The organism is Kordia aestuariivivens (genome assembly GCF_014397005.1).
GTDB classification, from domain to species: Bacteria; Bacteroidota; Bacteroidia; order Flavobacteriales; family Flavobacteriaceae; genus Kordia; species Kordia aestuariivivens.
On the sequence record NZ_JACGWS010000017.1, the window covers coordinates 58,524 to 78,572 of the forward strand.

Genomic DNA, 20,049 nt, shown 5'->3' on the forward strand with positions numbered 1-20,049 from the left:
TTGAGATTCTTCTATTTGCTGAAAAATGATGTGTATGTGTTAACGCAGGTGCATTTTTATGAGCTTCAATTAACTTATTGTGTATGGAATCATTAAATCGATCAATCGGTTTAGAAACAGAAGAAACTCCCATATAGCAAAGACTTGACATTGAATTACAACTCACTAGCATCAAGAAAACAAATAGGTATAATAAAGATTTCATACTTCAAAACTACTCTGTGTCTTGAATGTATGAAACCTTTAATGAGTAAACGCCCAGTTTGAATTAGGGAATGATAATGTAATCATGAATGTTAGGAAGAATTCAACGCGTAGTTGAATTCGTTAATCAATTCCAAAATGTGTTTAGCTTATTGTTTTCGAAATAACACTGGCCAATTCGTACTTTAGTTCATCAGAGAAGCCCGACAAACCTGGAATATCGTTGTATTCTACAATGTGAATTTTTCCGTTTTCTTCTTCCAGAATATCTACCGCGATAATATCTGCGCCAATGGCATTTTGCAATCTTTTTAGATCGTTTACCAAAGCAACTTCTGGTTCAAATTCTTCATAATCGGTAGTTTCAACATTTGCTTTCCAATACTTTCCTCTTCGCGACATTGCCCAAACCTTTTCGTCGATAGCGATGTAGCGAATGTCACGTACATAATCGATAAACGGTTCTATGGTGATGTAGTGTTCTGTTACAAATAGCAAATCTTTAATGTCTTGCCATTTCTTTTCATCTTCCACCAATACTTTTCCATAACCACCATGATAATTTCCAACTTTTACCACAAACGGAAAGTCAGTTTTGATATTTTTTAAGTGTGTAGATTTAGTAACTACATTGAAATCAATTACGGGTAAATCTAGATTTTTGATGGTTGCCAACATCGACAAACGATCAAATCCAATTTTTAATGTTTCTGGCGAGTTTACACATGGAATTCCCGACAACTCAATTAAATTTAAAGCGGTGGTTTGAATTTCCGTTGGTTTTATCGCGCCAACGCGCCACAAAATAGCATCAGGTTCAACTACACCTTCAGCATCTACTACAAATAATTTTCCCTCTTTAAGTATCCACGAAGTATGTTGAATTAATTTTTGAACCACATTAAAATCTGGCATAATATCTTTCCAATAATTTTCTCCGTTGACTACTAATATTGTTTTCATTGTTTTAGTACGTTTGTGTGCTACTATTTATTTTTCTGTTTTCCTTTTAAGATGTACTTTTCTGCCTTCTCCAACAGTAAAGTTAATTGTATTTTCATCAATCCAATTGATTGTATACGTTCCTTCACCTGCTATATTTTTTTCTGAACCAAACCACAAAGCTTTCGTTGCTTCGTCATACGTCCATTTTCCGGTTCTATCGGTTGTTTCTGGTGAATTTCCACCTTTGAGCGAACCATCTTCTAAAAACTCCATCCAACGTCCGTTCATTTCTTTTTCAACTCCGTCAGAACCTTCAAGTTTGTAAAGTTCCCACTTTCCAACAAGTGAATCGGTAGTTTGAAAGGATAGAAAACTACAGATACATACGGTTAATAGTATCGCTTTAGTATATTTCATAGTATTGATGATTTTATAGTTATCTGTTTTATTTTGTAATATAACTTAAAAAAAATATCACGCTTTTAACGAGTCATATCATTGATTTTTTAAGTAAACAAAAAGCTAAGATCATTATTTTTCTTAAAATATGCTTGCTAATAACTTCATTAATTTATGAAATTACTTAAAAATTGTGCTTTTGTTGCCTTTTGTATGTAGTTGAAATTCATAAAAAAAGCGAACTTTTTACAGTTCGCTTTTCGTTTTTTCTAAATAGTATTCTCTAAAATTATATGTTATAACTGCTTAAATTTTAATTTCTTCTCAATTGCTTCAATCATAATGTTTGCAATGTCTAATCCTGTTGCACTTTCGATGCCTTCTAATCCAGGAGAAGAGTTTACTTCTAACAACAATGGTCCTTTGTTGGAACGAATGATATCAACACCTGCAACTGGCAAGCCCAATATTTTAGCTGCTTTGATCGCAAGTTTTCGTTCTTCAAGTGTAATTTTAATTTTAGAAGCAGTTCCACCTTGATGAATGTTTGCTCTAAATTCACCTTTTGCTGCTTGTCGTTGCATGGAAGCCACCACTTTTCCGTTCACTACAAAACAACGAATGTCTTGTCCGTTGGCTTCTTTGATGAATTCCTGTACTAAAATGTTTGTTTTTACACTCTTAAATGCATTAATTACGCTTTCTGCCGCTTTGGTTGTTTCCGCCAACACCACACCTTTTCCTTGTGTACTTTCCAATAGTTTGATAATTAACGGCGCGCCATTGACCATTTTGATTAAATCTTTGGTATCAAGTGGCGAATTTGCAAATCCTGTGATTGGAATGTTAATGTCGTGCTTGGCAAATATTTGTGTTGCTAAAAGTTTATCTCTCGATTGTGTAATCGCTTCCGCAGAATTTAAACAGTACGCACCCATGGCGTCAAACTGACGAATTAATGCACAGGCATAAAATGTTACCGAAGGTTTGATTCTTGGGATAATTGCGTCAAATTCATCAACAACATTCCCACCACGATAGCGAACTTGTGGTTCCTCTGCGTCAAACTTCATATAGGCTTGTTCTACATTCAAGAACACCATTTCATGACCTCTTGCAATTCCTGCTTCTATGATTCGTTTATTACTGAACAAATCTGGATTACTCGCCAATAACGCGATTTTTAATCCTGATTTTTCTTTGACGATATGCTTAAATTTTTCTTTAATTTCTACTTCCGTAAAATCAGAAGCAAGATAGGATGCTGACGGATTTACCATGAAACGATTGTTCAATGCTTCACGTCCTAACAACATTCTAAACTCCATTGCATCGCGGTTAGCAAGCGTTACTTCAATTTCAAAAGTATCGTCTCCTAGGGTTACGGGTGTTTTTATGACGTAGCGCACTTCCGAAATACCACTTGAGCTTTTTACCAAACGTTTGTCAAACACTTTTGCGCTACATTTTGTACTAATACTGCGATTATCTTGGATTGGATTGACTTCAAAACTTACCCATTCTTCATTCCCTTTTTCTTTTAGTTTTATATTATTGGCTTGAATTGAAGATGTTTTTGCACCTGAATCTACACGTGCTTTGATAGCTGGTATTGCTAATTCTTCAAAAATACACCACTCTTCACTACCAATAATTTTTAATGTTGTTTCGCTCAATTTATTTGTTTTATAGATGAAATTTATTTGTTTTTTACTTTTTTCTTAGTTCGAATAAATCTTTTCTTCGATCTCTAATATTTTTTACGGCACCAAATTGATTCAACTCTCGCAAGAGATCAATGTCTACATCTGCGATGAGAATCATTTCGGTGTTTGGCGTTGCTTCCGCTTTGATTCCATTGGTTGGAAACGAGAAATCACAAGGTGTAAATACCATAGATTGTGCAAATTGAATGTCCATGTTATGTACTTTTGGCAAATTCCCAACACTTCCTGCAATCGCGACATAACATTCGTTTTCAATGGCTCTTGCCTGTGAACAGTTTCGCACTCTGGAATACCCGTTTTGTGTATCCGTTAGGAAAGGAACAAATAGGATGTCCATACCTTCATCAGCTAATAGACGACTTAATTCTGGAAATTCAGAATCGTAGCAGATTAAAACTCCTATTTTACCACAATCGGTATCAAATGTCTTGAGTGAGTTTCCACCTTGCATTCCCCAAACTTTTGCCTCATCAGGTGTTACGTGTAGTTTTTCATACCGCTCCACAGTTCCGTCACGTTTACACAAATAACCTACGTTGTATAGTTTTCCATCACGTATTTCGGGCATACTTCCCGATATGATATTGATGTTGTAAGAGATTGAAAATTCTGAGAATTTTTGTACAATGAGTTCCGTATGCTTCGCCAGTTTACGTATTGCATCAGGTGTAGACAAATGGTTGTCTTTAGCCATCAACGGCGCATTGAAAAATTCTGGGAATAGCGCAAAGTCTGAGCGATATCCGGCAACGGCATCAATGAAAAATTCAGCTTGCTGCAACAATTCTTCCAAATCTTTATACGGACGCATTTGCCATTGAATTAACCCTAAACGCACAATTTTTTTCTTCGTGGTCGCTTTTTTGTTCGGTTTTTCATAGTAAATGTTATCCCACTTCATCAGAACCGCAAATTCATTGGAAGCTGCATCGCCTTCTAGATATCCTTTCATCACTTTTGTTGGATGAAAGTCGTTAGATATTTGAAAGTTTAATACAGAATCATTGATTTCTTTGCGTTTTACTTTTTCGATGTATTCTTTTGGACTTAATGTTGCTGCATAGTTGTGATAGTTTGGAATTCTACCACCAAAAGCAATACCTTTTAGGTTTAATTTTTCACATAATTCCTTTCGGTAATCGTACAAACGTCTTCCTAAACGCAATCCTCTGAATTCTGGTTTGATAAAAACATCAATTCCGTATAGAACATCGCCATCATCCGTATGTGAATCAAATGTATAGCTTTGCGTGACTTCTTTGTAGGTGTGTGAACCTTCAAGTGTATTGTAATCAACAATGATAGATAATGCACAGCCTGCTAATTGTCCATTAATTTTGATCACAACCTGACCTTCCGAAAATTTTTCGATTAAGGCTTCTATTTGGTGTTCTTGCCAATAAGAATCAGGCATATTTTTGTATGCCATAATCATGGCTGATTTCAATTCTTGATAATCATCTAGACTCAAGAATTGAAGTTCAATATTCTCTATATTTTTAGGTTCCATTATTTTGATTGCAAATGATTTAGTTCATTATGCAACGTGTATTCAAGTATTTAGAAAAATTTCTGTGTTATTTTTAAAGCTTTTAAATTCTACTTTATAGCCATCAGGATCTGTCACAAAAAACGAAATGTGTTCACCTGCTCTGTTTTCTAGAAAGGTAACTTCAGTCGTAACATCGAGATCTTTAGAGAATAGTTTTGTGTATAATTTCCCCCAAGTTTCTGTATCGACAATAACACCAAAGTGAAATGACGGTAATATTTGTCCACTCAATCGATAGTTTTTAAAATCAAAATTAAATGAACCTGCACTGGTAAACGTAAGTTGGTTTCCGTATAAGTCAATATCTACCCAACTATCCGTTCCTCTACCTTGATTTGCGCCAAGCATAGAAACATAGAATTCTTTCGTTTTTTCAATGTTGTCGCAAGGTAATGCGAGATGGAATGCTGCTTTCATGGTTATGGAATTTTATTTTTATTTGATGTTTTTTTTAAAATATGTTTTTGTTGCTTTTCTATCTTCATTATCTAATAAAGGTAACGCTTCTTTCCAGTGTATCCAATATGCGTCTTTAAATTTTGTTGGCTCTAATACACGAAATTCATTTGTTTTTGTGTGCAATACAAAATGATGCTTCATGACAATATTTAAGTCTCTATGAACAGCATACGATTGTACATGCAAAAGCTTATGCTTGCTTATTTTTAATCCAATTTCTTCTTCAGTTTCCCTTTCGAGACTTTCTTCAAAAGATTCTTTCTTTTTTTTTACGCCACCCGGAAAGGTTAATTTTTTTTCCTTGACAACTTTCTCAATAACAAGAAGTTGTTCACCATTTATGGCAAGCAAACGTGTTTTGTGAATAATCTTCATTGTAAATACTAAAAATCATTGTCCTCATCTTGTTTAGGTGCTTGCACTGCCGTTGGGTCATCGTCCTCAAAGTCTTCATAATCATCTTCATCATAGTTTTCCATCGTTAGCTCAAGCTTGACACTTACTTTTACTAAGTATTTTGTGTCGCCAGAGATAACTTCTACAGCTTCGACAGACTCGCCTTGGGAATTTTTAAATTTTATGATGTTATGTTCGTCATAGCCAAAAGGATATTTGTCTACTAATAATCCTAAGATTTCTGGTGTTAGTTTTTTAAAGTCTACGATGACGCGTTTTAAGTTGTCTTTTTTAGGTTGCATGGTAAGTTTTTTTTAAGCTACATGTTTAATAGGTAAGCAAATATTAATGGGGCTACAATAGTTGCATCACTTTCTATAATGAATTTTGGAGTATCGATATCTAGTTTTCCCCACGTAATTTTTTCGTTTGGCACAGCTCCTGAATACGATCCATAACTCGTTGTGGAGTCACTTATTTGACAGAAGTAATTCCAAAATGGTGTGTCTGTTCGCTCCATATCTTGGTATAACATTGGCACCACACAGATAGGGAAATCGCCAGCAATTCCACCTCCAATTTGGAAGAATCCAATTCCGTTGGCTGAGTTTTTAGTGTACCAATCTGCTAAGAATGTCATGTATTCTATTCCCGATTTTATTGTACTTGCTTTTAATTCGCCTTTCATCACATAGCTAGCAAAGATGTTTCCCATGGTACTATCTTCCCAACCAGGACAAACGATTGGCAAGTTTTTTTCCGCCGCAGCGTACATCCACGAATCTTTGATGTCAATTTCATAGTGTTCTTCTAAAACACCCGAAAGTAACATTTTGTACATGTATTCATGTGGTAAATAGCGTTCGCCATTTGCTTCTGCATCTTTCCAAATTTTATGAATGTGACTTTGCAATCTGCGGAATGCTTCTTCTTCAGGAATGCACGTATCTGTTACACGATTGAGTCCCTTTTCGAGCAAATTCCATTCGTCCTGCGGTGTTAAATCGCGATAGTTTGGTACGCGTTTGTAGTGTGAATGTGCCACCAAATTCATGATGTCTTCTTCTAAGTTGGCACCTGTACATGAGATAATTTGCACTTTATCTTGACGAATCATCTCTGCAAATATTTTCCCTAATTCTGCCGTACTCATTGCGCCAGCTAAAGAGACCAACATTTTTGAACCTTTTGCCAAGTTTTCTTCATATCCTTTTGCTGCATCTACAACAGAAGCCGCATTGAAGTGCAAGAAATATTTTTCTATGAATTGCGTTACTGCGCCTTTAGTCTTCATCTTCGTTGTATTTTAAACGATTGATTTTATCTTCGTTTGCTGCTGTGTATAGATTTTCGTTGTCATCATCCACATTTTGTTCTGAAAATTTATAGCTCAACATTTTGTAGTACAGTTTTGCTGCTAAGAAGTCTGATGATTTAGCATGTGGATTCGGGCATAATTCAACAATGTCAAATCCGACTACATTTTTCTCCTCAAATACACGTTTTAGGAAATCAAGTGTTTCATACCAAAATAATCCGCCTGGTTCTGGAGTTCCTGTTGATGGCATGATCGATGAGTCAAAACCATCTAAATCAATTGTAATGTAAACCGTATCGCCCATGGCTTCAATTGCATTGTCTGCCCAGTAATCATCATTGACCATATCATGTGCAAAAAACACATTTTCTTCGTTCATTTCTGTACGCTCAATTGCATCCATACTGCGAATTCCAACTTGTACTAAGTTTGTATTTTGGTTTGCTTCATACAGTGCACATGCATGATTGTATTTTGAACCTTCGTACTCTTTTCGCAAGTCTGCATGTGCATCTATTTGCAAGACCGTTAGGTTGTCAAAACATTCGTTAAAAGCGCGTATCGCACCAATAGAAATGGAATGTTCGCCACCAAATAGCGTTACAAATTTGTTGCGCTTTATGTTTGTTTTGGTCATTTCATGAACGGCAGCCACCATTGCATCAGGTGATTCATTTACAGTGATAGGATCTGCTAAATAGATTCCTTGCTTGTATACTTCGCTATCGGTTTCAATATCGTAAAGTTCCATGTTCTCAGAAGCGTGTAAGAAAGCTTCTGGACCTTTGTCTGCGCCTTTTCCCCATGTACTTGTTCCATCGTAAGGAACGGGGATTAACATGATTTTAGATTTTTCAAAACTAGCATATTCTTCTGGAATGCCAGCGTACGTTTTTGTGGTTTTCATTTTTGTTAATTATTACTATATCACCTCTTTTTTTGGTTGAAAGGATATAATTTGTTTGGTTTACTTTGTGATTAATTATTATTGTTTTACTATTAATTCTTCTGTTATATGTGTTTCTGATTCAATTAACGAATTGTTAATTCCGTAGTCATAACCTAAGATAGAAAGCAAGTCTTTTGACGTTTGCTGTGCTGAAAATAATTGTGTTTCTATGTCTCCAGCTTCGTTACGATCAATTAAAATGTGCTTTGGTTGTGGAATGAGGCAATGTTGCAATCCGCCAAAACCGCCAATGGTTTCTTGATACGCGCCTGTATTGAAAAACCCAATGTATAATGGTTTGTCTTTCGTGTATTTTGGCAGGTAGATTGCGTTCATGTGCTGTTCACTGTTGTAGTAATCGTCACTATCGCAGGTTAATCCGCCCAGTAATACGCGTTCGTATTCTTTCTGCCAACCATTTATTGGCAACATGATGAATCGTTTATTAATCGCCCAAGTATCTGGCATTGTGGTGATGAACGAAGAGTTGATCATGTTCCATTTTTCACGATCATTTTGTTGTTTCTGGTATAATACTTTATAAATAGCTCCACCACTTTCACCAACCGTGAAGCTCCCAAATTCTGTGAAAATGTTTGGAACCGCTACACCAGCTTCGTCACAGGCTTGCTTGATTTGTTGAATTATTTCATCAATCATATATGCGTAATCGTACTCAAATGCTAATGAGTTTTTAATCGGGAAACCGCCACCAATATTTAAACTATCCAATGATGAACATACTTTTTTAAGATTGATGTATACTTTCATACATTTCGACAATTCGTTCCAATAATACGCTGTATCACGAATTCCTGTATTGATGAAAAAGTGTAACATTTTTAAGTTTACTTTCGGATTCTCTTTTATTTCACGATTGTAAAAAGGCACAATGTTTTTGTAGCCAATTCCCAAACGCGATGTGTAAAATTCAAATTTTGGCTCTTCTTCCGAAGCAATTCGAATTCCAACATTGTAGTTTCCATTAATTTCTTGACTTAGCAAACTGATTTCTTCAAAGTTATCTATAACAGCAATACAGTTTTTGTGTCCATTATTAATCAGTCTTCCAATATTTTTTACATATTGATCACGCTTGAATCCGTTACTAATAACATACGTTTCATCATTGATTTTCCCTTGTGCTTTTAGATTTTCGACAATATCAATATCAAAAGCAGATGAGGTTTCAATGTGAATATCATTCTTCAATGCTTCATTTAAAACATGATTGAAATGTGAACTTTTAGTACAATAGCAATAGTGATACTTGCCATCATAGTTGTTTTTTTGAATCGCATCTGCAAACCAAGCTTTTGCGCTGTTGATATTTTCAGAGATTTTTGGCAAGTATGTAAATTTTAATGGCGTGCCATATTGCGCAATGAGCTTGGTAAGATCAATGCCGTGGAATTGTAATTTGTGGTCATCAAGTGTGAATTCTTTTTGAGGAAAATCAAATGTCTGCTCGATGAGATCAATGTATTTAGTTTTCATTGTTAATGAATAAAAAAATTAAAGAAAAAATGAGAGTTGTACTATGAATAGTACTTAATTAAAAAAGAATTGAGTATCTCAAATACGAAATGTAAACACCGTAAAAGGCGTGAATGCGCGTTGTGATAAACGCTTGAAAGTATGTTCTGCTTCAGAAGTCAGCCTGAGAATTTGGTATCTTATCCCTAAGACTGCTTTTGGAGTAGACTTCTTTATCCTCCTAGACCCAAATCTGAAAAAAGTATTCATTTATATAGGCAATGCGTTCTATTAGTGAACTCATTAACAAAACAAACATAGTAAAAAAATAAATTGAAAAAACTTTTTTTGTTTTTTTTTGACATTTTTTATTATATCCTCACAAACATCTTATTTATAACACCTTACACTATTAAAAAACTATTACTTTTTAATCTAGTATAGGTTTCATGAAGAAAAATTGCATCAATAAAGTAATTGACACCTTATATTTTTGTTACTTTTACAACTATGCATTTAAATTTAAAACATTTTGTAACTTTTATTAAAGCGCTAACTATTTCATTAGTCTTTGGAATTTCTTGGGTATGTACTTTTTTTGGTTTTGATTATTATGTAGATCTACATTTGCGTCATCTCCGAAACGATTTCTTTTTTGACATTATTCTCTTCTTTTTCAGCGGACTTGTAGGCGCGCTTCTTTTCTATTGCATTATGTATGTGTTTGAAAAATTATACGATTCCTTGCGTGCAAAATAGTTTATAGAGTATATATTCAAACTACAATTCAAGATGTTTCTGATGACACTATTGTTCAAAAAATATACATCGCACCAAATCGAAAATATTTACTAAGAAAATTATTAAAAGATAATTTATATCACATAAAATTAATCACAGGAAAGCGAACAGGTGTTCGCTTTCCTGTGTTTATAGCCAATATTTATTCAATCTTATTACTATAAAATTAATGATCAACTATTATACGCTAGACTCTACCATCATGATAAATTTTATGTAAAATAAAGCGGTCATAATTTATAAATAGTAACCACTACTATTTTCCTCTTCGCACGATTTTTCATAAATTTATTAGAATTAAAATATCTAACTAAAAACTTACAACCATGAAAAAAAGAGATTTAAAAAATTTGAAATTAAACAAAAAGTCAATTTCATCATTAAAAGGTGGATTGTCGTCTCCTGTAAAGGTTTCTGTTCTGAACATCTGTAATACTGGATGTGATTCTCCAGTACACACTTGTGGAATCATTAACTGTAACCTAAGTGTAGTAGGTTGCGACATGTAAAAAATGTAAATAACTGACAAATAGGTCGTTATTTATAAATAGCGACCTATTTTAGTTTTATATGTTTTTTGTAATGAGTAATTTAAAATCAAACTTTAAAAACTATATACCCATGAAAAAAAGAAAAGTAGCCGCATTAAGCTTGAAAAAACAAGTAGTTTCTTCCTTAAATCAAACCATTACTGGAGGAGCCGATGAAAAATTTACGGTAACATGTGCTATACCCGTTAGTGAGTGCACAATTGCATTAACAGTTCAACCAGATGTTTGCATTACACTGCCAAGACCATTAGGAAATTGTACAGTACAATTAAGTGTGCAAGTATGGTGCAATCAGACTTTTGATGTAAAGTGTTAAGAATTTTTTATTTCAATTTAAAAGCTATCCGTATGGATAGCTTTTCTTATTTATAATCATTCTTATTAAAAGAAAAATGAACATCTTAGCTTGTAAATCAAGATAAAATGTTATTTTTGTTTATTATCTACAATAAAAGATTAAACAGTATGGAGTGTGTTAAGACTAAATTTAGTATTAAAGATTTAGAAAATCTTTCAGGAGTTAAAGCGCATACGATTCGTATCTGGGAAAAAAGATATGATTTATTAGAACCAGACAGAACAGATACGAACATCAGAACTTACGATATACAGAGTTTACAAAAGCTTCTCAACATAACGCTTCTTTACAAAAACGGCTACAAAATTTCAAAAATTGCTGAGATTCCTGAAGAAAAAATTAATACTTTAGTTCGAGAAATTGCAACTGATAAAAATGTTCACAACCAAGCATTGAACTCTTTCAAACTTTCAATGTTAAACTTCGATTACAGCTTATTTTACAATACATATAATAATTTATTAGCAGAAAAATCATTTAGAGAGGTTTTCTATGATGTGTTCATTCCTCTGTTGAATGAAATTGGCGTTTTATGGCATACGAATACCATTAACCCAGCGCATGAACATTTTATTTCTAGCTTGATAAAACAAAAAATAGTTTTAAATACAGAACGCATTCAATCATTAGAAAAGACAAACAAGTCAAAAACCTTTGTGCTTTTCTTACCAGAAAATGAAATTCATGAAATTGGTTTGCTGTATTTGAATTACGAATTACAACTAAAAGGCTATCATACCATCTACCTCGGACAAACGATTCCAATTAATAGTCTCACAAATGTTCAAAACTTTTTCCCAGAGCTTCATTTTATTTCTTATTTTACAGTCACACCAGTAGAAGATAAAGTAGAAGAATATATTAATGAGTTTACTGAAAAAATTGGCTTTAAAGATCACCATTTGTGGCTTTTAGGCTATCAGGCAAGACACGTTAAAAATGAACAGAATCAGAAAAAACTCAAAGTTTTTAAATCCATAAATGAATTAGTTGAAGAAATCTAAAATTCAGTTTTATTTTTGTTTAACTTTTCACTACATTTGTTAAACAATGAAATCAAAAATTATAATTATCGGTTCTGGATTTTCATCTTTATCTGCTTCCTGCTACTTAGCAAAAGCTGGTTATGATGTAACTATTTTAGAAAAGAACTCTACAGTTGGTGGCAGAGCTAGACAACTAAAACGCGAAGGATTTACCTTTGATCTTGGACCTTCTTGGTATTGGATGCCAGACGTTTTTGAGCGTTTCTTTAACGATTTTGACAAACAACCTTCTGACTATTATCATTTAGATAAATTAAATCCTGCGTACCAAGTATATTTTGGGAAGGACGATTCCATTCACATAGAAGATACTTTAGAAAAAATTTGTGCCGCTTTTGAAAAAGAAGAAAAAGGAAGTAGTGTAAAACTTAAAAAGTTTATCGCAAATGCGGAAGATAATTATAATGTAGCCATCAAAGATTTGGTGTACAAACCAGGTGTTTCTCCTTTAGAATTAGTCAATGCAAAGACAATTAAAAAAATTGGTCAGTTTTTTAGCAACATCAAACGTGATGTTCGAAAAGAATTTAAAAATGACCGATTGATCAAAATATTAGAGTTTCCCGTATTATTTTTAGGTGCTAAACCGAGTGATACACCTTCTTTTTATAGCTTTATGAATTATGCCGATTTCGGTTTAGGAACTTGGCATCCAACTGGTGGAATGTACAGTATTATTGAAGCGATGGAAACTTTGGCAAAAAGTTTGGGCGTTATTATCATGACTGATGAAAACGTAACACAAATAAAAGTTGAAGATAAAAAAGCAACAAAAGTTTTGACCGATAATGGATTATTTACCGCTGATATTGTATTATCAGGAGCAGATTATCACCATTCAGAAACCTTGCTTTCACCAGAATATCGTCAGTATTCTGAAAACTATTGGGAAAAGAAAACATTTGCACCTTCTTCCCTATTATTCTATGTCGGATTTGACAAAAAAATAAAAAATGTATCACATCATACTTTATTTTTTGATGTCGATTTTGATGCGCATGCACACGTAATTTATGACAAAGCAGCTTGGCCTAAAGATCCACTATTTTATGCAAACTTTCCTTCAATGACAGATGCTGCCGCAGCTCCAGAAGGAAAAGAAGCAGGTTTCTTTTTAATTCCAATTGCGCCAGGTTTAGAAGATACATCTGAAGTCCGCGAGCAATATTTTGATATTATTATGGACAGATTTCAGGAAATTACACAACAAAATATCACAAATCATATTATATTTAAGGAATCCTTTTGTGTAAACGACTTTGTAAAAGAGTACAATTCATATAAAGGAAATGCGTACGGAATGGCGAATACGTTGCTTCAAACTGCATTTTTAAGACCCAATTTGAAAAGTAAAAAAGTGTCAAACCTTTATTTTACTGGACAATTAACCGTTCCTGGACCTGGAGTTCCTCCAGCATTAATTTCAGGAAAATTGGTAGCCGAATTAATCACTAAACATCAACCGAATACTCATGAAAGCACTATTTGATTCTGTTTCTTATCAATGTAGCACACATGTAACGAAGTCATATAGCACATCGTTTGCTTTGGCTACAAAAATGTTATCTACATCGATACGACAAGACATTTATAATATTTATGGTTTTGTGCGATTTGCAGACGAAATTGTAGATTCTTTCCATGAGTATGACAAAAAATTCTTGCTCGATAAGTTTCAAGCGGATTTAGATTGTGCACTTCAACACAAAATTAGCTTAAACCCTATTTTGAATTCATTTCAACATACAGTACATACGTACAACATTCCTAAACACTTGATTAATTCCTTTATGAAAAGTATGCGTCAAGATTTGGACAAAAAAGCATATTTAACACAAGAAGAATACAACGAATATATTTACGGATCAGCAGACGTGGTGGGTTTAATGTGTTTAAAAGTCTTTGTAAAAGGAGATGAAGAAAAGTATGAAGAATTAAAATCTTCTGCGATGTCACTTGGTTCTGCGTTTCAAAAAGTGAACTTTTTACGCGATTTAAAAGCTGATTTTGAAGAATTAGATCGTACCTATTTTCCAGATGCCGATTTGCAAAACCTAGACGAAGCATCAAAATTGAAAATTATTACCGAAATTGAAAACGATTTTAAACTTGGCTTAGCTGGAATTTCTAAATTGCCAACGGAAGCAAAATTTGGTGTTTTTACGGCATATAAATATTATTTTAAATTATTGCAAAAGCTAAAACGAACGCCTTCTGTAAAGATAAAGAATGCAAGAATTCGCGTTCCTAATTATCAAAAAATGGCGTTATTAGCGAAATCTTATGTGAATTATCGATTAAATTTGATATAAAATTAGAAAAGAACAAATGACAACCCTTATTTGGATAGCAGTATTTTTAGGAACATTTTGTATCATGGAATTTATGGCGTGGGCAACGCATAAGTACGTAATGCATGGTTTTCTGTGGTCGCTTCATAAAGATCATCATCACAAAGATCATGATTCATGGTTTGAGCGAAATGATGCATTTTTCATCTTTTATGCCGTGGTAAGTATTGGATGTTTCCTATTGTGGAAATTTGACATTTTCTGGGCAGGATTGCCTATCGGAATTGGAATTTTCGCGTATGGACTCGCCTACTTTATTGTGCATGACATCTTTATTCACCAACGTTTCAAGCTGTTGAAGAAAGCGGACAATTGGTACGCAAAAGGAATTCGTAGAGCGCACAAAATTCACCACAAACACCTAGGAAAAGGTGACGGAGAATGTTTTGGAATGCTTTTCGTGCCTCTAAAATATTTTAAGCGTAAATAATTCTCATGAAGAGTTTATACATTCTACTGAATATCGGTTCGTTCATCGTTCCGTTTTTGTTCAGTTTTCATCCCAAATTAAAATTCTACAAACACTGGAAATACTTATTTCCGGCGATATTCATCACGATGTTGGTGTTTATTCCGTGGGACGTGATTTTTACAATACATGGTTTTTGGGGATTTAATCCTGATTATTACTTAGAATATACCATCTTTTCATTGCCAATTGAAGAATGGCTTTTCTTTATTTGCATCCCGTACGCGTGCATTTTTACACACTATTCGTTGCAATACATATTTCCAAACATGCGATTGTCTGGAAAGACAACAAAAATTATTAGCTATACTTTACTAACTGTTTTTACGCTTGGCGCGATTGTTTTCTACGACAAATGGTACACAGTGATTGATTTAAGTTACGGAGCGATCTTGTTATTCATTGTCATGAAAGTTTCGCCAAAAATTCTAGAAAGTTACTATTTGACGTTTCTCGTGATGTTACTTCCGTTTTTTATTGTGAATGGTGTCTTAACAGGAAGCTGGATTGAAAGTCCTGTGGTTTGGTACAACAACGCTGAAAATTTAGGCATTCGCATGGGAACAATTCCGGTAGAAGATAGCGTGTACGCCTTTACCATGATTCTTTCGAGTTTATTCTTAATGCAACTATTCCGCAAGCGAAAAAGCTAACAATACATCTATTTGATTCCGTACGTTGGTACTATTCCAATCAGAAGGTCCAATTTCTTTCATGATTATTTTTCCACGATCATCAATTAAAAAAGTCGTTGGAATACTTCTAGAATACAATTCTTTTGGTCCATTCGATTTCTGAAAATACACTGGCAAATGATAATTGTTTTTCTCTAAATACGCGTTCACTTTATCTAATTGATCGTTTGCTACAAATAGAAACTTGATTTTATCTTTATAATCTTCATGCAATTTGTTTAAACTTGGCATTTCTGCAACACAAGGTGGACACCAAGTTGCCCACAAGTTCACGAGAATGATTTCTCCTTCCATTTCCTGAAAGTTTACAATGTTCCCCGAATCATCTAACAATTTCCAATCAAAGTCGCTCAGAACTTCTCTTTCAGCTTCTTCAATACTAGAAGGACTTGACACTAATATATAAACTTTAATAAGTTGAACTTTTACAAACGTGCCGACTGGCGTAAAAAGCAACAACCCGATCATTGCAAAGAAAATAATGTTGTTTCTTAGTTTTTTTGTGATGTTCATATAATTATATTTAAATCGAAAATACTCAATGTTCTTTATTTATTATAGGTTCAAAAGGTTAAATAATCCATAAAACCAAATCCAAGAAGTCTAATAAGTCCAGCAATCCAACAAGTCTAACAATAAAGAAACACGCCATCAACTAAGACAACGTGTTTCAAATCTAACGATAATAATCATAAAGATTATCGCACTATCGTACCAGTAGGAAAAGATGAGGCGTTTAGATTAAAGTTGTTGGTTGTTGGCGCAGTGGCAGTTCCGGCAGTTCCAACTAAAGGTTTTAGTAAGAATGGCGCTGGACTGTTATCTGGACTTGGTTCTACAGAAATCACAACGGTTCTACCACGAACATCTAGTGGGAATGTAAAACCTGCTGGCGCATTGTGGAAAAAGTCTTCACCTGGAATTGGAGGTCCAACATTGTTTTCTGTTCCGCTGAATCCGTTAGATTCGTCTACGGCTCCAAATCCTGTAAAAGTTCCTGTGGTTAAAGGGCCAACTCCATCAACGACAACCCAACCTTCATATTTCCATCCGTCAGCTAAAGGTGGTAAATTTAATCCTGATGTTGGTGGTGCTCCTGGAGTTCCGTACCAAACACCATATTGATCGTTTCCATTGTTCATAGATCCTGGCATTTCATCTGTTGGAGTTCTTAGAAAAAAGATCCCTGAAGCGCTATCAAAATCTCCACTACTTGTTACAGGACCTAATCCTACGGTGGCAGTCGTTCCTGAGAAATCTCCTGCTAATAATTTTGTGGCTGCTGGTGCTGGATCTGGATCAACTGTTGGTTCAATAGACAACACAAATGTGGTTGCTGCGGCAAGTTGATCTGAGTTTACGGTAAACGAAGATCGCGATAAAGCTCCTGAATCGTTTACGGTAAATGTTCCTGTGGAAACTGGACTTCCATTTACAATAATCCATCCTTCATATACGAAGTCTGCACCTAAATTTTCTAAACCATTTAGGTTTACATTTAAACTTGATAATGCTACTGCGGCATCATCGTCACTACTACATGAGACAGCGAAGAATCCTAACGCTAGTCCCAAAAACATTTTTTTTATCATGGCGAATATTTTTTATGATTACAGTACAAATGTATGTCGCTATATTCACGTAAAATGTTAGCTAGCTAACACTTCTGAAAAAAATCGCTATTTTCTAAAAAAAAGACACTTTTAAACTTTCTTTAATTATTCGGTTTTTATATTCATAATTTGCTAAAAATCAATATTTTAAATTTACTTACCTAAATAAATAATACAATATAAAAAGAAAGCCCGAAACTGTCATGCTGTCATGTTAGTTTCAGACTGTATTTAACGCTAAAAAGCGTTTGTTTTTTGTATGTTTTAAATATAGCTTTTTTTAACTAATAAAACGAATTTCTTTTCGATTGAAATCAATAACATTTGCTTCTTTTAATTCGTTCAGAATGATATTTAATGTCGGTCGCGATGTACCAATCAAACTTGCAATATCTTTTTGCGTGTAGGGATGTTGCACCACATGATCGCCAGTTTTTTCACATTCATATCCGTATTCTTCACAGAGTTCTTTTAGGAATTCTAACAAGCGTGTTTTGGTATCTTTGAATAATAATAATTGCAATCTGCGCTCTAATTTTTTGATGCGAAAACCGATAAATTTGTAAATCTTCAAGGTGAAGGTTTGGTTGTCGCGCATTAAATCGTGCATCGTGTCAACGGCAATCGGGCAGATAGAAGTAGCGTTGTCTACCGACTGTGCAAATTCGTTTCTTTTTTCTTCTCCTAAGATGGCTTTTTCACCGAACAATTCTCCTTTGGATAAAATCGATTTTACAACTTCTTCTCCAGCTTCTGTGTAGTAACCAAGCTTTACTTTTCCTTTATCTATAAGATAAATTTTGTTCGCAGAGTCTTCCTCAAAGTAGATATAATCTTGCTTTTTATAGGCATTAAATTCATGACTTTTTTTGTACTTCTTGAATTTATGCGGACACAAAACTTTGAAGAGATTTACATCATCAAAATACCAGAATGAATTCATACTATTCGTTATTTACTTTTTAGGCTTTATCGAGGTTATAGTTTTTGTAGTCGATAAAAAAGAAAGAACTTACATTAATATCATTTATCATTTGAATTTACTGTAATAAAACACCCTTTTTTCCTTTCTTCTTTACTAAAAAAAGAAACCGTAACTATGGCTATGCTTTCCTTTTTTAGCTCGATTAAAGAAAAAAATCATCATTTTCTCACACAATAAACTCAAACAACAAATGATATAGGGCACAAAAAAACTCCAGATTTCTCTAGAGTTTTTAAGTTGTATATGTAAAACGTTTTTATACGTGTAATGCTCTGTCTTCCGTAGCGGCTAAGGCTGCTTCTTTGATGGCTTCTGCAAATGTTGGATGTGCATGTGACATACGTGCTACATCTTCTGCTGATGCTCTGTATTCCATTGCTACAACAGCTTCCGCGATAAGATCGGCTGCTCTGGCACCAATCATGTGTACACCAAGAATTTCGTCTGTTTTTTCGTCAGCTAAGATTTTGATGAAACCATCTAAATCCATACTTGCTCTACTTCTACCCAACGCACGCATTGGGAATTGACCTGTTTTGTATGCAATTCCTGCAGCTGTTAATTCTTGCTCTGTTTTTCCAACAGCCGCAACTTCTGGCCAAGTATAGACAACTCCTGGAATTAGATTGTAATCAATATGTGGTTTTTGTCCCGCAATGATTTCCGCAACCATAGAACCTTCTTCAGAAGCTTTGTGTGCTAACATGGCTCCTTTTACCACATCACCAACTGCATAAATGTTTGTTGCTGATGTTTGTAAATGTCCGTTTACTTCCACTCTACCTCTATCATCCAGTTTTACACCAGCTGCTTCTGCGTTCAATCCGTTTGTATATGGACTACGACCGACAGATACTAAACAGTAATCGCCTCTGAATTCTACTTCTTCTCCTTTTTTGTTATCTGCTTTTACAATCACCTCATCACCAACACGTTCCACAGATTTCACTGCATGTGATGTATTGATTTTGAATTTTTGCTTTTTGAATACTTTTGTCAACTCTTTAGAAAGTCCTGCGTCCATTCCTGAGATGATTCTGTCCATATATTCTAGTACAGTTACTTCTGAACCTAAACGTCTGTATACTTGTCCTAATTCGAGTCCAATAACACCACCGCCAATAACGATTAAGTGTTTTGGGATTTCTTTTAGTTTTAGTGCTTCTGTTGAGGTAATAACTCTTTCTTTATCGAGTGTGATAAATGGTAAGTTTGATGGTTTACTTCCCGTAGCAATAATCGTATTTTTTGCTTCTATTTCTTCTGTAGTTCCATCATTTTTTGCAATGTTTACATGCGTAGCGTCTTTAAAACTACCCAATCCAACATATACATCAATTTTATTTTTCTTCATCAAGAAATCAATTCCGCCAGTCGTTTGATCAACTACTGCTTGCTTTCTCGAAATCATTTTTTCAAGATTTACTTTTACATCGCCCGAAATTTCAATTCCATGCGCTTCAAAGTGTTTGATTGCATCTTCGTAATGGTGTGAAGAATCTAGCAATGCTTTTGACGGAATACAACCTACATTTAAGCAAGTTCCACCTAAAGTGCTATATTTTTCAATAATTGCTGTTTTCATTCCTAATTGTGCGCAACGAATTGCGGCTACATATCCACCAGGACCAGAGCCAATAACGGCTACATCGTATGAATTCATATCTTGTATTTTTTGAACTATTTTAATTGTCAATACCACAAAAGTACAACTATTTTAGGGTTGTGCAATGCTTTAGGGAATTCTATAACATT

At 34.3% G+C, this 20,049-nt stretch carries 21 protein-coding genes; 7 read left to right on the top strand and 14 right to left on the bottom strand.

From position 1 onward, the window contains the following. Nucleotides 1-348 precede the first annotated feature (348 nt). From H2O64_RS21035 to H2O64_RS21080, 10 genes are all read right to left on the bottom strand, one after another. Nucleotides 349-1,167 (bottom strand): ATP-grasp domain-containing protein, encoded by an 819-nt coding sequence (locus tag H2O64_RS21035; RefSeq protein WP_187564211.1) that lies wholly within the window; start codon nt 1,165-1,167, stop codon nt 349-351. A 27-nt stretch (nt 1,168-1,194) separates the two neighbouring features. Continuing rightward, the gene (locus H2O64_RS21040; protein WP_187564212.1) at nt 1,195-1,566 is read right to left on the bottom strand and encodes a hypothetical protein; all 372 of its coding nucleotides are present in this window, start codon (nt 1,564-1,566) and stop codon (nt 1,195-1,197) included. A 278-nt stretch (nt 1,567-1,844) separates the two neighbouring features. Beyond that, nucleotides 1,845-3,224, bottom strand: a complete 1,380-nt coding sequence (gene rimK / locus H2O64_RS21045; RefSeq protein ID WP_187564213.1) for a 30S ribosomal protein S6--L-glutamate ligase — start codon at nt 3,222-3,224, stop codon at nt 1,845-1,847. Between the two features lie 34 nt (nt 3,225-3,258). Beyond that, nucleotides 3,259-4,785, bottom strand: a complete 1,527-nt coding sequence (locus H2O64_RS21050; protein WP_187564214.1) for a carbon-nitrogen hydrolase family protein — start codon at nt 4,783-4,785, stop codon at nt 3,259-3,261. Nucleotides 4,786-4,827: 42 nt separating this feature from the next. Continuing rightward, nucleotides 4,828-5,244, bottom strand: a complete 417-nt coding sequence (locus tag H2O64_RS21055) for a VOC family protein (RefSeq protein ID WP_187564215.1) — start codon at nt 5,242-5,244, stop codon at nt 4,828-4,830. An 18-nt stretch (nt 5,245-5,262) separates the two neighbouring features. Continuing rightward, entirely contained in the window at nt 5,263-5,661 is a 399-nt protein-coding gene (locus H2O64_RS21060) for an NUDIX domain-containing protein (RefSeq protein WP_187564216.1), read from the bottom strand. An 8-nt stretch (nt 5,662-5,669) separates the two neighbouring features. After that, nucleotides 5,670-5,984: a hypothetical protein gene (locus tag H2O64_RS21065; protein WP_187564217.1), complete on the bottom strand. Its 315-nt coding sequence runs from the start codon at nt 5,982-5,984 to the stop codon at nt 5,670-5,672. A gap of 17 nt (nt 5,985-6,001) precedes the next feature. After that, nucleotides 6,002-6,976, bottom strand: coding sequence for a deoxyhypusine synthase family protein (locus tag H2O64_RS21070; RefSeq protein WP_187564218.1), 975 nt, complete (start codon nt 6,974-6,976; stop codon nt 6,002-6,004). After that, nucleotides 6,966-7,907, bottom strand: coding sequence for an agmatinase (speB, locus tag H2O64_RS21075; protein WP_187564219.1), 942 nt, complete (start codon nt 7,905-7,907; stop codon nt 6,966-6,968). Before speB ends, H2O64_RS21070 begins: the two co-directional genes overlap by 11 nt. Nucleotides 7,908-7,985: 78 nt before the next feature. After that, a complete protein-coding gene (locus tag H2O64_RS21080; RefSeq protein ID WP_187564220.1) occupies nt 7,986-9,446 on the bottom strand; it encodes a type III PLP-dependent enzyme domain-containing protein in 1,461 nt (486 codons plus the stop codon). A 1,106-nt stretch (nt 9,447-10,552) separates the two neighbouring features. Between H2O64_RS21080 and H2O64_RS21085 the strand changes: the two genes are divergently transcribed. From H2O64_RS21085 to H2O64_RS21115, 7 genes are all read left to right on the top strand, one after another. Further along, nucleotides 10,553-10,735, top strand: a complete 183-nt coding sequence (locus H2O64_RS21085) for a hypothetical protein (protein WP_187564221.1) — start codon at nt 10,553-10,555, stop codon at nt 10,733-10,735. A 112-nt stretch (nt 10,736-10,847) separates the two neighbouring features. Then, a complete protein-coding gene (locus tag H2O64_RS21090) occupies nt 10,848-11,093 on the top strand; it encodes a hypothetical protein (RefSeq protein WP_187564222.1) in 246 nt (81 codons plus the stop codon). 149 nt (nt 11,094-11,242) lie between these two features. Beyond that, a complete protein-coding gene (locus tag H2O64_RS21095) occupies nt 11,243-12,139 on the top strand; it encodes a MerR family transcriptional regulator (protein WP_187564223.1) in 897 nt (298 codons plus the stop codon). Nucleotides 12,140-12,185: 46 nt separating this feature from the next. Next, nucleotides 12,186-13,670 (top strand): phytoene desaturase family protein, encoded by a 1,485-nt coding sequence (locus tag H2O64_RS21100; RefSeq protein WP_187564224.1) that lies wholly within the window; start codon nt 12,186-12,188, stop codon nt 13,668-13,670. Beyond that, nucleotides 13,654-14,493 (top strand): phytoene/squalene synthase family protein, encoded by an 840-nt coding sequence (locus H2O64_RS21105; RefSeq protein WP_187564225.1) that lies wholly within the window; start codon nt 13,654-13,656, stop codon nt 14,491-14,493. The genes H2O64_RS21100 and H2O64_RS21105 overlap by 17 nt, the downstream gene beginning before the upstream one ends. A gap of 16 nt (nt 14,494-14,509) precedes the next feature. Then, nucleotides 14,510-14,962 (top strand): sterol desaturase family protein, encoded by a 453-nt coding sequence (locus H2O64_RS21110; RefSeq protein ID WP_187564226.1) that lies wholly within the window; start codon nt 14,510-14,512, stop codon nt 14,960-14,962. 5 nt (nt 14,963-14,967) lie between these two features. Further along, complete coding sequence (locus H2O64_RS21115) at nt 14,968-15,654, top strand: lycopene cyclase domain-containing protein (protein ID WP_187564227.1); 687 nt, start codon at nt 14,968-14,970, stop codon at nt 15,652-15,654. Here H2O64_RS21115 and H2O64_RS21120 read toward each other — a convergent pair. From H2O64_RS21120 to lpdA, 4 genes are all read right to left on the bottom strand, one after another. Continuing rightward, entirely contained in the window at nt 15,631-16,209 is a 579-nt protein-coding gene (locus H2O64_RS21120; RefSeq protein WP_187564228.1) for a TlpA family protein disulfide reductase, read from the bottom strand. The two genes, H2O64_RS21115 and H2O64_RS21120, sit on opposite strands and share 24 nt — an antisense overlap. A 185-nt stretch (nt 16,210-16,394) precedes the next feature. Then, the gene (locus H2O64_RS21125) at nt 16,395-17,288 is read right to left on the bottom strand and encodes an anti-sigma factor (RefSeq protein ID WP_187564229.1); all 894 of its coding nucleotides are present in this window, start codon (nt 17,286-17,288) and stop codon (nt 16,395-16,397) included. Nucleotides 17,289-17,589: 301 nt separating this feature from the next. After that, nucleotides 17,590-18,252 (bottom strand): Crp/Fnr family transcriptional regulator, encoded by a 663-nt coding sequence (locus tag H2O64_RS21130; RefSeq protein ID WP_187564230.1) that lies wholly within the window; start codon nt 18,250-18,252, stop codon nt 17,590-17,592. Between the two features lie 298 nt (nt 18,253-18,550). After that, complete coding sequence (lpdA, locus tag H2O64_RS21135; RefSeq protein WP_187564231.1) at nt 18,551-19,957, bottom strand: dihydrolipoyl dehydrogenase; 1,407 nt, start codon at nt 19,955-19,957, stop codon at nt 18,551-18,553. Nucleotides 19,958-20,049: the final 92 nt, after the last annotated feature.